13 protein-coding genes are annotated in these 14,386 nt (G+C 39.9%); 7 read left to right on the top strand and 6 right to left on the bottom strand.

The window, feature by feature from the left end; genetic code table 11:
* The first annotated feature begins 285 nt into the window (after positions 1-285).
* Positions 286-1,071 (top strand): hypothetical protein, encoded by a 786-nt coding sequence (locus QNM16_RS15540; protein ID WP_284021361.1) that lies wholly within the window; start codon positions 286-288, stop codon positions 1,069-1,071.
* Positions 1,072-1,322: 251 nt separating this feature from the next.
* Here QNM16_RS15540 and QNM16_RS15535 read toward each other — a convergent pair whose 3' ends face one another.
* The 3 genes from QNM16_RS15535 to QNM16_RS15525 form a co-directional block, all read right to left on the bottom strand.
* Positions 1,323-3,194: a S8 family serine peptidase gene (locus QNM16_RS15535; protein ID WP_284021360.1), complete on the bottom strand. Its 1,872-nt coding sequence runs from the start codon at positions 3,192-3,194 to the stop codon at positions 1,323-1,325.
* A gap of 362 nt (positions 3,195-3,556) precedes the next feature.
* Positions 3,557-3,865: a DUF6172 family protein gene (locus tag QNM16_RS15530; protein WP_284021359.1), complete on the bottom strand. Its 309-nt coding sequence runs from the start codon at positions 3,863-3,865 to the stop codon at positions 3,557-3,559.
* 379 nt (positions 3,866-4,244) lie between these two features.
* On the bottom strand, positions 4,245-4,634 hold the full coding sequence (locus QNM16_RS15525) for a hypothetical protein (RefSeq protein ID WP_284021358.1): 390 nt from the start codon (positions 4,632-4,634) through the stop codon (positions 4,245-4,247).
* Positions 4,635-5,388: 754 nt separating this feature from the next.
* Between QNM16_RS15525 and speD the strand changes: the two genes are divergently transcribed.
* From speD to QNM16_RS15510, 3 genes are all read left to right on the top strand, one after another.
* A complete protein-coding gene (gene speD, locus QNM16_RS15520; RefSeq protein ID WP_284021357.1) occupies positions 5,389-5,826 on the top strand; it encodes an adenosylmethionine decarboxylase in 438 nt (145 codons plus the stop codon).
* Between the two features lie 20 nt (positions 5,827-5,846).
* A complete protein-coding gene (speE, locus tag QNM16_RS15515) occupies positions 5,847-6,809 on the top strand; it encodes a polyamine aminopropyltransferase (RefSeq protein WP_284021356.1) in 963 nt (320 codons plus the stop codon).
* 151 nt (positions 6,810-6,960) lie between these two features.
* Positions 6,961-8,754 (top strand): ABC transporter ATP-binding protein, encoded by a 1,794-nt coding sequence (locus tag QNM16_RS15510; protein ID WP_284021355.1) that lies wholly within the window; start codon positions 6,961-6,963, stop codon positions 8,752-8,754.
* Between the two features lie 94 nt (positions 8,755-8,848).
* On the opposite strand, the gene QNM16_RS15505 is transcribed toward QNM16_RS15510, so the two are convergent.
* Together QNM16_RS15505 and QNM16_RS15500 are read right to left on the bottom strand one after the other, a co-directional pair.
* Positions 8,849-9,013 (bottom strand): hypothetical protein, encoded by a 165-nt coding sequence (locus QNM16_RS15505; RefSeq protein WP_284021354.1) that lies wholly within the window; start codon positions 9,011-9,013, stop codon positions 8,849-8,851.
* Positions 9,014-9,064: 51 nt separating this feature from the next.
* On the bottom strand, positions 9,065-9,217 hold the full coding sequence (locus QNM16_RS15500; protein WP_417710024.1) for a transposase: 153 nt from the start codon (positions 9,215-9,217) through the stop codon (positions 9,065-9,067).
* Between the two features lie 198 nt (positions 9,218-9,415).
* Between QNM16_RS15500 and QNM16_RS15495 the strand changes: the two genes are divergently transcribed.
* Positions 9,416-11,239 carry a serine hydrolase domain-containing protein gene (locus tag QNM16_RS15495; protein WP_284021352.1) on the top strand — a complete coding sequence of 608 codons (1,824 nt, stop codon included), beginning with the start codon at positions 9,416-9,418 and terminating at the stop codon, positions 11,237-11,239.
* A gap of 146 nt (positions 11,240-11,385) precedes the next feature.
* On the opposite strand, the gene ppiC is transcribed toward QNM16_RS15495, so the two are convergent.
* A complete protein-coding gene (gene ppiC, locus QNM16_RS15490; RefSeq protein WP_039612035.1) occupies positions 11,386-11,664 on the bottom strand; it encodes a peptidylprolyl isomerase PpiC in 279 nt (92 codons plus the stop codon).
* A 765-nt stretch (positions 11,665-12,429) separates the two neighbouring features.
* On the opposite strand from ppiC, the gene QNM16_RS15485 reads away from it, so the two are divergent.
* Together QNM16_RS15485 and QNM16_RS15480 are read left to right on the top strand one after the other, a co-directional pair.
* Entirely contained in the window at positions 12,430-13,290 is an 861-nt protein-coding gene (locus tag QNM16_RS15485) for a hypothetical protein (protein ID WP_284021351.1), read from the top strand.
* Positions 13,291-13,788: 498 nt separating this feature from the next.
* Positions 13,789-14,337 (top strand): hypothetical protein, encoded by a 549-nt coding sequence (locus QNM16_RS15480; RefSeq protein WP_284021350.1) that lies wholly within the window; start codon positions 13,789-13,791, stop codon positions 14,335-14,337.
* The last annotated feature ends 49 nt before the right edge of the window (positions 14,338-14,386 follow it).

Raw genomic sequence — 14,386 nt, 5'->3', positions numbered from 1 at the left:
TTATTCATATTGAGTGATTTAATTCCCAATACCATCTGCTTCGAAACGAATTCGTCATGATATTCACTCATCCCCCCCTCTGGGTTGGTTGGGTTGGTGACTAGCCAACACAACACTGCTTAAATATATTCAGTCCCAGTTTTTGCATCAAATCCATAACCGCACGATGCAGTTGAGCTCAAATATCAACCAACCTATCTCACCCCCAAACTTTGTTGATTCCATCTATTTAAATTTTCGAGTAAGCTGCCCTATTCCATAAAGAGCCCAGAAGAGGAAAGTGCGTTGGATAAAAGAATTGAACCTGAATTGCCCAGTATTACGCCCGACTTAGATCAGGTTGAAACCTTTAAACAGTCCCTCAACCCATCTAATAAAGCGCCTTTGCCAGACAAAAACCCTGAGCAACCTAGTGTACCGGCTAAAAAATCAGGCTTAATGACATGGCTTGGCAGCGCAGCTTTAATCGCCTTGGCGGCATGCTCTTATGGCCTCTATCAACAAAACCAAGCCACACAAGCACAGTTAATTGAGTCAACAAAACGCATTGCTGAGCTTGAACGCACTCTCTCTGCCACTGGGGAGGAAATGGGTCTTTCAGCAGGCGCAATGCAAGCAAACTTAACAGCCTTAAGTGAACGCACTGATGAGCTTTGGTCACAAATGGACAAGCTTTGGGCATCAGCTTGGCGCAGAAACCAGTCTGAAATCAAAAAGCTAAAAGAGCAAGCAGATACCCTTGCAAGCAATCAAAGCAAGCACATTAATACACAATCTGGTGTCGCTACTCGCGTTGATACACTCGCCCAAAGCCAAACTGACTTAGTATTCAAGTTGTCACTTTTAGAAGAGCAACTGCAAGCTGCCGAAACCCTTAAAAACCAACTGACATCCATCAACACAGATTTAGATAAGTTAAAGTCCCACTCTCGTGGCAGTGATGCTAAACAAGTTGAAATTGGCAGTAGCATTGCACAGCTAGAAATGACGCAAAATGCCCTCGCTGAACAGCTGGAACGACTAGAAAACAAATTAAAAACCGCAGCCACTCTACCACAGGCGGCTAACTAAAAATCGTAATTCATATTGTGGGGGTGACCTCTTAACCTACCCTCACATTTTTCTCATGCCTATCCCCATCATTGCTTGCCTTACCAAGGCTCAAATAAAAACTTTTTGTGGTATCACTTATACATAACTTACAAATACTCAAGCATCAACCAGACAATTCATTGTGCATAAAAAATGGGGCCAGATGATGACCCCATTACTTCAGCTCTCGTATTTAGCTAAGCAATTAATTTTCTTAGCTAGGAAAACAGTTAAAGTGCTTTTTTCTTTGTCACTTTGTTTTTATGGCCCAAGATACGAATTGACCAGCTATCCAGTGTTCCTGGCTGTGTACTATTTTCAACCGTCACAACTTCTCTTGTACCATTTCTATGTAAAGCAAAGTTCAGCGGCTCACTGCTCATATCTGTAATATGAATCTTCCATTCGCCATTGCCCGCATTTGCTTTTTCATCCCAGAATTTATAACTCAACATCAGGTGATCATTATAACCATCTGCACTACCTGGTGCCTGCTCTGGTAAATCAAGATGTTGGCCGATTAAGTTGTTGAAAGGTGACATCACAATACTTCGAGTACCATTTGGAGACTCCAGCTCGACCTTCAAATCTGAAATACGAGTATGTGTCGCGTTGAGACGGATTTGCACACCTTCAACAAACAGGTCGTCATCTACTTTAATGCTCGCTGTTGTTGTGCGCGTGGCGTCATCATGGATAATTGCATCGACAGTATTATTCAATCCATACCATGGGGTCTTAACCAGTTCAGATGGCAAGTTTTCAATAGCAAAACGGCGAACTAGCTCGGTCGCTTTATCCACATCAACTAGACCAAACCCATAGTAAGGTGAAAAATCATACCCTGCAGCATTTGTTGACCAACCTTCAAGGCCTGTCACACCATTTACTTCAATATCAGCACGTGTCGGGTCAATCTTAGTTGCGGTTTGAGCAAGAAGGTGACGAATATCACGAGGCGTTAAGTCATGATTTTGCTGCTCAGCTGCAGAGATTAATAACGCAATAGCACCTGAAGTATTTGGTGCTGCAGACGACGTACCATTCATTCTTACAGTAAAGTCATCATGCTGACTACAATCAAAATTCGCATCTAGATTCTCAACGATAAACTCACAAGAGATCTTTGGCGTCGCATGTCCAGGGGTTGATCGATCACCTCCACCTGGAGCAGTGAGAAATACATTACTACCCACAGTCGAATAGCTAGACAAGACGCCATCTGCACTAAGTGCACTTACTGCTAGATTCCAAAAGTTAGCAGTCGTGTAAAATACATTACCATTTGCCCAAGGCAAACCATGATTACCAGCTACAGGGACTGAATAACCATAAAAGCTGGCCCCATATTCGCCAAAGTAATGTACTCGTGAAAAGTTGTATGCATTACCATTCGCCTGTACATATTCCGCAGTTCGAGGATCTAAATTTGTTGAAAGAGAAACTGTCTCGTAAATTTTTTCTTGTTCTGGCTGACTAAAATACAAGACATCATTACCTTGCCCATCTTTCACTGTTTTCGAAAAGGTGTAAGGCATACTGACAGCAGGACTCATACCATAGCTTTTATTAAAAACTCGAATTCTATCCGCTGTTGAGTTATCAAATTGATTACCATCAAATCCGTGGCTTACTTTCCATTGCTCATGGCTTTCAAAAGTGCCACCGAAATTAGTAAATGACACCATTTTTGCGTCTGGAGCAACACCACGAACACCGATGTTATTTTGTGCCGCAGCGATAATACCAGCTACCATCGTACCATGATCAGATTGACTTGAAGGTACAGCATCAATTAATGGATCATCAACCATATTAGTGCTCAAATCACTGTGGCTCAAGTCCACGCCACTATCAATCACGGCAACCAAGACATCTTGACCTGTGTGGCCCCACAAGTGGGTCTGCCAAAGATTCAAATCAACACCGGATTGCGTATTACTCAGTGCACCCGAATTAAGTAAATTCCACTGCAGAGCCAGCATAGGGTCACCGTTTGGATCAAGCCAACGATGCTCATAGTCACGATCTGTTGTAGCTAGTGCATTCACCGATAAAAGAGCTGAAACCAAACCTGCTAAATATTGTTTTTTTATTTTCATACTAAGTTCCTTTTTTAGGTTCAATTTATTTTCTAGCATCTCTGGTTTCAACCTGTCAAGAAGAATGCAACTTATCAATTTCTTTCTTGTAACAAATTGTACAACTATGTATTTACGAATCGCTCTTAATTTTGATTTCATCGAAGGGAGTTACAATAAATCAGAGGGTTAAAAGCATTTGCTCGTGATTTACTTTGTAAATGTGTGACGTGTACGTTGAGAAGAGAAAAGAGCTGCTATGAGCTGTCAATTAGGCGTATGATTTCACACCAAATCACTAAAGATTTAAAAGCCAGTGTTGTGTAGTGTGATAAAACAGGACGATGTGATCACCCTCCTGATTTCACTCTCTGAATATAGTGCTATTGGTCAGTATCGTCCGAAGATATACGTGGTTGTCGTACACCCGCTTTTGCTAAAATTTCAACATAAAAAGACGTCAGGTTTTCTTGTTGCGTTTGATCTATTAACTTATTGATTTGTGAGACATGTACAGGCTGAGCTTCAGCTTCTGTGTTACCAAACTTACAATCAAAATCCCAAAAGTCAGCCCCCTCTGGTAGCGTTTTATTACGCTCACGTTTAAGGTATTTTTTTATCTCAAATTTAACCGCATCTACACGTCTTGCTAATTTTACTTTCGGGTGAGTTAATTCAAATGTTTTTTTCATAATAACCTTCAAACAAGCCATACGCTATCGAGCGTTAACTTGCTGAGTAATAAGGTGAGTCTAAAAGTACGCTCGCGTACTATTGTCAATGCCAATAAATAACAGCGTAATTTTACGTGAAATTAGTCGCAGCCGCATCCTCTTTTATGTACACCGACAGTTAAAGCGAGGCACTTTCAATCAAATCTTAGTCAGTAAAGATGCTCTTGTCTAAATTCACATCCTCATAAAGTATCATACTTATTGTGGTATCAAAGGGGGGATTAGCAGGCCTATTCGTTACCTGTATTCAAACTAGGCATAGATAAAAATGGGCCAGCAAGACTGGCCCCCAAAGTAGAATTCAACTTGCCTATGCAAGTTTACCCATCAAATTAAATTAAAAGTTTAAGACTTTTTTGACGTGGCATTTTTGAGGTAAAACGCCTTTTTGAGTTTCAACTTGCACTCTATCACCAGCTGAGAAAGCTGACGCAATATTCGTTACTTTTTCAAGTAAATCAGGCTTGTCATAAGTAACAATACCATTCATACGGCAACTAAACCTACGACCATTGCTATCTGTTGCACTGACTGTAAAGTGATTTTCACTTACCGTCATAGAAAAAGTACCCGCTTGGCTATCGTCTAATACAGCATCTAGCTTTTCAATGATGATACCACCACCATAATTTTGCTCTGTAATCGTCACTTGCGCTGCTGATGCGAGGTTTGCAGACATACCTAGTAGAAGCGCGCTTGCAGCTAAAGCTTTGTTTAAATATTTCATTGTATATTATTCCTTTATACGTTTATTTTCATTGCGGTGCCAATAGCTAAAAAAACACCAATTACCATTAAAAATCATTAGAAAATCGCATTAATATAAATATATTAATAATCCCATCTAACAAAATATTTGAAATCATTTAGAGAAAAGCAAACTCCACTACATCACTGAGACAACATCACTTTGTTAATTTTCACTCAATATAAGCCTGATAAAAATATCATTTATTTTATCTATAACCATGACGAAGGTTCGCATATATTATTTAATAATAAAGTGTGGAAAGTAATAAATCGCCAAATACAGACAACAAAAAAAGCCGTATTAAATGGTCTTTGAAACCCTCCTAGCTATAGTACTTAGAGTTTTTATATAAAACATTGAGTAAAACACTTTGATCCAACGCACTTTGCGATGAATTTACATCGTTATTTGTGGTGATTTATAGATTAAGAAATAAGTTATTAATTAAGTCGCTCATAATGTGTTCAAACACAGCCACCTTACTCAAGGCTATTCAAGCCGAATAAGAACAATGACTTTAAAACGAGTATAAACGCACTTTTTACTGAACCGTGGTTTTTCCACAATCGTTGCACATTTCAATGCTGCAATGTCTGCACTTGGAAATCATCAATGATGAAACTTCCCTGCCCCTGTGATCTGGCTGTCAACTTGACGCCCTTATCACTGCATTAGTAATGAAAAAGGCAAAATTGTAAAGCCACATTAAAACAGAACACAGAGTAAAAGCATGAATATACCTTCATCAAAACCAGAGTTAGTAAACCCATTAGGTCAGCATATTATTGTCGATATATTCGACGCCTCTAACCTGATTGGTGAAAAACATATAGAACAGATGATGATTGATTGTGCTAATGCAGCCAATGCCACCATTTTGAAAACTCACCTACACCCATTTGAAACAAATGGCGGTGTATCAGGCATGATCATTTTGGCGGAAAGTCATATCTCTATTCACACTTGGCCGGAATATAACTTTGCCGCCATGGATATTTTTATGTGTGGTGATGCACAACCTGAGTTGTGCTTGCCTGTAATAGAACAGTATTTACAACCCGGCAAAGTGGTCGTCAATTCGCTCACTAGAGGAGGCTCTGTTAGCACAACAGGAGACTTTCAGCCACTTTTACACAACCAATTTCAGCCAACCCTACAAACCGCATAATAAACGGAGTACTCAAGCAAATGACTAAAATTAAATGGCACTATGAGCAAATGACAAGTGGCGTTCACGTTGCACTTCGTTCAGAAAATGACTTGGTCGATGTAGAAACTAAGTTTCAAGATGTCAGTATTTTTGAAACTCGCCACCTTGGTAAGGTAATGCGCATCGACGATGGTATTCAGGTCACGACCAAGGGTGAGCACATTTATCACGAAATGATGGCACACGTACCGATTTTGTTCCACGGCAAAGTTAAAAATGTACTGATTGTTGGTGGCGGTGACGGCGGTAGCGCCCGTGAAGTATTAAAGCACCATAGCGTAGAAAATGTCGTTATGGTCGATATTGATGAGCAAATAATTCAATTAAGCCGAAAGTATTTACCTGAGATAAACAACGGTGCATTTGATGACCCGAGGTTTGTCCTGCGTATTGGTGATGGCGCTGATATTATCTCCCAGTACAGTGACTGCTTTGATTTAATCATTTTAGATGCTGCAGATCCAGACGGTGGTGCATCTGAAACACTGTTCACTCAGTCATTTTTTGGCAATTGCTTAACTGCACTAAAAGCAGACGGTATTTTAGTCGCTCAAGGCGGCACACCTTACTTTGAACCTTATATGATGCAGTCTATGGTGTCACGCTTAACACAAGCGTTTAACAATCCTGCAGGTATTTATATGGGTGGTTGCTATGACTACTTTGGCGGCTCACATGCGTTTATTTGGGCAACACGCAGTGGCACTATTAACACCCTATCACTAGAAGAAATTGAAGTCCGTTATAACAAAGCAGATATTCAAACAAAATACTACTCGCCTGAAGCACACTTTGGTTCATTCTTCTTATCAAAAGACATGAGAGAATATGTCAATCAAGCAGTAAAATGTGAAAACGTCGATGAGTTATCTATGCCAGAAGCAGGTGACTGGGATGACTATACGCCAGAAACATCCAACTGCGATGAAGACGACGAATAAAGCTTAGCCTTGTCTGCCAAAAAAGCAGCCGGGTATACATTACAGGCCACTGAAACGAAAGGTTATATTCTCGTATCAGTGGCTTAGTCATTCTAAGCTCACGCCATTTAGCATGAGCTTTACTAGATACATCTAGGTGCCACGCAAAGCGATGAAATCACTATTTAAGTTATTCGAAAAACTAGGCCACAAAGACGCTATTGACAGCCAGTTACATGAAGCAGATCATAACCTTCCTTTTATTCGCCAATGCACTAAAGAGTTTTCTAGCTGGATAGTAGTCGCTTTTTTTATCTCGTTGCTAGGCGGCATTTTACAGATTGTCACTTTTGATTTTTTGGGTGAGCTCGTTGACTGGCTCGATACCGCAAGTAGTAGCTTAGCACTCAATGATAAAGGCTATGAGCTTGCGATTGTCGCCATCACAATTGCGGTGCTCATTCCAACCATTACCCTAGTTAAAAACCTCGTTTTTCATCAACTATTGGGGCCAAACCTACAAAAAAACACCTTAATTAAGCTCTACCGTACACTCATTGCCTCACCTGCAAGTTACCATGAGGAAGACGATCCAGGCTCGACCGCTATAGTCATAGTCGATACCTCTGAGGCCATCATCGATGTGGTATTACAGTTTTGTGGTTTTGCCGGTTTTTTACTGGCGTTTTTAGGGGCTTTACTATTTTATGTGGGTAATATTGACGGCTGGCTGACACTGCCATTTTTAATTTGGACAGGTTTATTTTTAGCTATGCTGTTAGGACAGTGGATCCCCAAAGCCAAAACCACCAACCGATTAGAAGCACAAAGTTGCGCAGAGATCACAGGCAAATTCACAGAACGCTTTGCCCGTATTCGTACAGTAAAAATGCTTTCAAATGATGACTATGAGCAGCAATTTGCGCAGAAGTGGGCAACTCGTCACCGTAGAGTGGTGGCAAAAGAGTATCGAGTTTTTTCTCATCTTGCGTCCGTCGTGGGGCTGCTAAACGGGGTTTTAGTCGTTGGTACGGGGGCTTTATGTTTACAACTTTGGATCAATAACAACCTGTCCATTGGTGAGTTTTCTATGGTGTTAGCCTTGGTTTATCGAGTGATCTCACTGTCTGAGTGGTGCCAAGAAGAGTTTGATGCCTTTTTTGTTTCCTGGGGCCAAGTCACCGTAGGCAGAGAAGTCGTCAATGAGTTTTTGGAAGATATTGAACCGCTTGAAGATGAAGGGAATTTCAATGTACCAAACGGCAAAATCACCTTTAAAAATGTTGAGTTCGCCTATGAAAACAAAGCGCCTCTATTTACCGACCTGTCTTTAAAAATAAAACCAGGTGAAAAAGTTGGGATCATCGGCCCCTCTGGTGCCGGTAAGTCTTCCTTGCTTAATATGCTCTCAGGCATTGATGAAATAGAAAGCGGTGGAATTTATATTGATGGTAAAAATATCGAGGACTACCCAACCGATAAAGTCTGTAATGAAATCAGCTTTTTGAACCAAGATATCGGGCTGTTTAATCAAAGTATTTATGAAAACGTCGCGTTTGGTTTAAATAGTGTCAGCAGAGAGTCGGTCAGACAAGCCCTCAAAAAAGCCAATGCGTTAGACTTTGTAGAAAAATACAGCGATGCGCGCGGACGAAAAGGGTTAGCTGCTTTTATCGGTGAAAATGGAGGACAATTATCTGGCGGACAACGTCAACGTCTGGCCTTTGCCAGAGCCATTTTAAGAGACAAAAAAATACTGCTTTTAGATGAAGCGACAAGTGCCTTAGACCCTAAATTAAAAGCCGAATTTATTACTTCTATAAAAACACTCATGAAAGGTAAAACCGTTATCTCTATTGCACACTCTTATGATGTGCTTTCTATGATGGACCGCATTATAGAGATTAAAGATGGCAAGATTATCAAAGAGGGTGAGCCGTCAGAAATACTTGGTAAAATGGAATAACTTTTAATATGTAAACACGCTTTATTTATTGAGTTATGGGTCTCAGCCATCGTTTTATCGGGAATTTCACGCCCAAAAAAGCTTGATAATTTGCTTACCTGTATTGCGGTAAAAGCCCCAAACTTAAGTGCACATCAAGCTCTGTCAATAATTCGATGTGCTTGCCCAGCGCGTTATGTTGATAACTTGAGCGCGAATAATCCACAGGTTCTGACACCATATTTGCTCTATCTAGGTTCAATTCAATATAGCGACTCACTAGCTGAAAATACCTCTTAGTATCTACTAGTGTCGATTTATACCGCCCTTCTCACAAAGTACCTGCTCCTTGGTAAGTGTTATTAAAATAGTGAGCATAGTAACGCCCCAGAGACTGCATTAGCTTACTAGTAACTATAGGCGTCGTAGGTATTAGCAATAAATGAACATGATTCGTCATTAAAACATAAGCATGAGTTTTCATACTGTTTAAGTTTGTCTAAATAAGCAACATAACCCTTTAGTTTCTTGGCAATGCTCTTTCACTACACACATATTAATATTTTAAAGAGAACATTCACTCTACCCCCTTTGATTCATTTGGTTGCGTCAAAGTGTATTTCACATTCAAATCACATAAAAAGTGATATCTTTAAGCATTAATCGAAATATAAGAATAAAAATGACTAAACCTTACCTAACCTTGCTTTTAATCTTTTTGATTTGGCCTTGCAAACACATAAAAGCACATGAAAACAATGCATTTAAGCATCAAATTGAACAAACCATTCAAGAACAAAAAATTGCAGGGATCACTTGGGCCCTCTTAAACGAAGAGCAGATGCAAGTTGGCAGTGCCGGTTTGGCAAATGTCGCAGAAAACTTTGCGATGCACGACAGTCAAAAAATGCACATTGGTTCTGTAACAAAAGCGATTTTAGCTGTGGGTATATTACAATTAGTCAGTGAAAGCAAATTAACTTTAGATACGCAGATCAGAACCTTGCTTCCAGCGCTTACCATTAAAAACCCATGGCAGGATGACTCGCCGATATTGGTAAAGCACCTATTAACTCATACTTCAGGGATAGATAGTGTGCGTATGTGGCAGTATCTAAATACACAAGTTACACCAGATACACCGCTTATTAACGCATTTAATAACGGTGATACAAGCCTACTCACAGCTAGATTCAAACCCGGCTCACAAGAATCTTATTCGAATATGGGCTATCAACTGTTAGCAATGGTCATAGAAAATGTCACACAGACGCGCTACGAAACCTACCTTGATGAACACTTACTACAACCGCTAGGCATGCATGACAGCACTTTTACTTTTCAAACACAAACTGCAATGCCGACCCCAACAAGTTTGGCAATGGGATACCATGATTTAATGACAGCGCAAGCCGCCCCACCATTTTTATTAAGAGGTGCAGGCCAATTTACAACCACTGCGACTGATATGGGCAAGTTTATGGCACTTATACTTGCTGGCGGAACCTTGCATGGAAAAATCTTTATCTTACCAGAATTACTCCCTTTTCTAGCTGGTGCTCATGATACAAATGCGCATAAAGCTGGCCTTAAAATTGGCCACGGGCTAGTATTTTCAAATCGAGACCGTCACGGAGTCATCGGGCACTGTAGGCCTGGAACAACGTTTGGTTTTAGGGCCCATATGTGTGTATTCCCCGACGAAAATAAAGCATTTTTTTACGCCCTCAATACAGATAGTGAAACAGCAAACTATGCTCATTTTGATAAACTCTTTATCGAACAGCTTCAAGTAAAACCCGCTAAAATCGCTGAAACAGTCAATGATATTACGGCTTTGAAAGACAAAACAGGGATCTACTTTTTAGCACCTAACAGTATGGCCGAGTTCGCATTTGTTGACTGGATCGCCAATTTTGTGTGGCTCACCCAAGCTGGAAACAACTTAGTGATCCACTCTTTACAAAGTGAAGATAAAGTCATTGTTCCTGTAGGCAAACAGCTTTTTAGAGACGTCACTCGCAGTAATGCCACCTATGTGTTTTACCAAAATGATGAAAATCACTCCATGCTTAGTTATGGCCATAGGACATATAAAAAAGGCAGCGTACTCAAATTAGTACTAGCTTGGTCTAGCATACTGCTCGGCCTCACAAGTTTATTTGGCATATTGCTCGTGGGCATAGCAACCTTGATTAGAGATAAGCACAATAGATATGCCAATATAAAACTGAGCTTTTATAACCTAATTATGTTTGCCATACCCATCACTTTATATACGCAACAAAGTTTTATGCAATTTGGAGAGCTCACAGTAGCGTCATTCTGTCTCATGCTATTATCGGGGTTATTGCCTCTCAGTCTTACTTGGTCAGCTTACAAAACCAAAGCATTGCTAAAGCAAAGTAAAATATACTGGTTTGATTTGGTATGTCTGATCTGTGCTTTACAATTTTGCATTATGCTATTGCTTAATCGACAACTACCTATCATTTTTTGGCAATAAGGCGTTCTTAAATAGTGAGTCTAAGTAAAATTTATCACATCTAATGGCTTGGTAATCATAACCAAATGACTTAAAACCCCGATTTCATCGGGGTACTTATCTACAATAAACAGAATCAATGAGGTCGAGTCATTGCTTAATATTTCTTAAGTGCGATATAACACCTTTATAATGTGCCAACCAAACTTGGTTTTAACCAGCTGCGGAGTTAATACTTCACATGAGAAGCATACTTTATCAAACTGAGGTACCATAGTCCCGCGTCTAAACTCACCTAAATCCCCCCCTTTTTTACCAGATGGGCAGGTCGAATGCTTCTTCGCAAGAGTTTGAAATTTAGCCCCCTTTTTTAACTGCTTCAGGATATCTTCCGCTTGCTCTTTATGCTTTACCAAGATGTGTAGTGCATGTGCTGTGCTGGCCATATGACTCTTTGCTCACTGTCTAATTTATTTCGTTTTCGATACCGCAATAATACACCAATATGCAATAAATAAAGAGTACACGAGGCCCTACACGCGCTTTGTTACAGCATATGTGTTGTGCTACTCACTAAAGAAAGAAGAATTCAGTACCGTCATATTTTCTCACAGTAAGTATCTACCATCCCTATATTTTTGTACTGCGTAAAATTGGATAAATAACTCATTTAAAGTACAAAACACATATGGGAACACTCGACTATTATGACTGACGAAAAAGCACGATATTTGCTACCTTTTTATCTATATTGATCGAACCGCAGGCAGTTTCGTATCTATATTGCCAGCTAAATTACGTCCACTCAAAAAATCCATTTTATAAATTGTATTCTTACATATAAGAGTAAATGGAGAGTAGATCACCCTGAGTACGTAATTTAGCGGCACTTTTCTCATATAACATTAAGTAAATATATCATGCGATTACGCCACAAAGTCTGTGCACAATGCCAGCAAAGCAAAAAGGTCATGTACCGCTGTCGTTATGACAATAATATTCAATGGCTGTTTATTTGTGGGCCCTGTTTAACCGTCATCAAAAAGCAATTCGCTCAAACGTATCAATACGGTGGTACTTGGAAGGCACGAAAAAAATAAGCAACACATTTAAAAGCTAAGCTGCTCAAAAAGCAAATAACCAGATGAACAACACACAACATCAAAAGATGCACTACGCTAATAGTATTGGGCAACAATAATGAGAGACCAATGTACAAGCTCATACTTATTTGGCTTTTGCTAATAAGCCACACGTCCATTGCCACTGAAACAATTCGCGTTCGAGGCAGTCAATCAGAGCATGATAGTACACACAATTACTATGTTGGGCTCATAGAGCTGGCTTTCGATAAAATCAACAAACCAATTAGAATTCAATTTGCACCTTATATGGTACAAGAGAGAGCGCTATTAGAACTGCAATCTAAACGTTTAATTGACTTGTACTGGGCAGGTACCGATCAGCAAAGAGAGTCAGAGTTAGGGGTCGTGCCTATTCCACTGATAAAAGGGCTACTCGGCTATCGCGTTTTTACCATTCATCAAGATAAAGAACCGTTATTCTCTCAAATCAAATCTTTAGAATCGCTAAAAAGTATCACTTTGTGTCAGGGACAGCATTGGCCTGATACAGACATCATGCTAGCAGCTGGCCTCAGCGTGATCACTAACGTCGTCTATGAAAACATGTTTAAGCAAGTTTATGTCGATCGGTGTAAAGCCTTTCCCAGAGGGATTAATGAGGCCTTCTCTGAAGTAGCAAGCCGAAAGCAAATCATGCCTAAGTTAAAGGTATTTGATGATGTTATTTTGCACTATCATTTCCCAATGTACTTTTTTACCCATAAAGATAACATGCAGCTCATCGATGACCTGAAGTCGGGTTTAATGCTGGCAATCAAAGATGGCAGCTTTGATAAATATATGCAAACTCACCCTACGACTAAGCATTTATTTCCTTTGAGTAAATGGAAGAAGAAAACGATATTAACCATAGATAATCCGTTTCTATCTCAGTCCACACCAATTGAAGACAAAGAGCTATGGATAACGCTCGGCAATAACAAGTAGCGCAAGCGATATAAGTCTTGGCGATTGGAACAAGGGTGAATACCTATGAATTAAAGCAAAGTGGAGACTGTTCTGAAGCGGTATGTTTAACTGAAATACTGAGCAACAGTGTCATGCGGCCACCCCATAAACATTTATAACCTATATTTATCAGAAATAACATGTTCAAACATTCAATATGACAGTAATTGCAACGCCCTAAGGAACTAACCATGGTTTGGTAACAGCATACCTTTAGTTGACACCAGAACAGACGCGCTACGGCCAAGCTTGCGAAAAGCTACGATATTATTGAAGGTTGCTCTTACGTGAACTTACTGCCAGCTGCCATTGATTATTACCACCATTTATTCATTAAAATCACTAATAATTAGCATCAAAATGCCCTTATCTTAATTTAAAAATAAATAAGCCATTGAAAATTATGGCTTTTATTTTTTGGTCTGCTTATTGCTGAATAAGGTCATACTCAGACTCTACAAGCTAAGGAACTGTATTTTGGATATCAAAAAAATAAGAAACTACTTAATGATCGCTGTTGTTGCATGTCAAATCGCCCTACTCACGTGGGAGAGCTTAAATGGCGGTGTTGTTACACATCACTTTTTAGCGCAAGAAGACATGCCTGGTTTATCCAATTGGTGGGGACTATTGATATTACCTATGTTAGTGTGGCTTACCGCTTATGGTATTGAGCACAGAAGTAAACAGATAGAAGATGAGCAGAGCCGCTTAGCTTTTCACACCGTAGCCGCGCGCAGCTTTGTCGGCATGTTACTGATAAGCTTGATTCAATCGACCATATTTAGTCTCGGCTATTCATCAATCGCAGCCTCGTTATTACTTGTCATTGCTTTTATCGCACTGTTTTTACCCCTGTATCGAATTGAAGCCATCGTTGGCTATGTTTTGGGTGGCGCCTATTTTACCGGCCCTATGATCCCATTTGTTGGCGTGGTGCTCTTCGTGATTGTATCTGTTGTCGCACATTTTGGTATCAAACCATTGATAGTGAGATTAAAAGCTCCCAAAGTAATCAGTGAGTAGTCAATTGCAAAGGCACAGAGCTATTGTTCATAAGGCAAAATTTAGCCTT

The organism is Pseudoalteromonas umbrosa (assembly GCF_030125375.1).
In the GTDB taxonomy this organism is placed as follows: Bacteria; Pseudomonadota; Gammaproteobacteria; order Enterobacterales; family Alteromonadaceae; genus Pseudoalteromonas; species Pseudoalteromonas umbrosa.
This window is presented reverse-complemented; position numbering and strand designations above follow the sequence as displayed.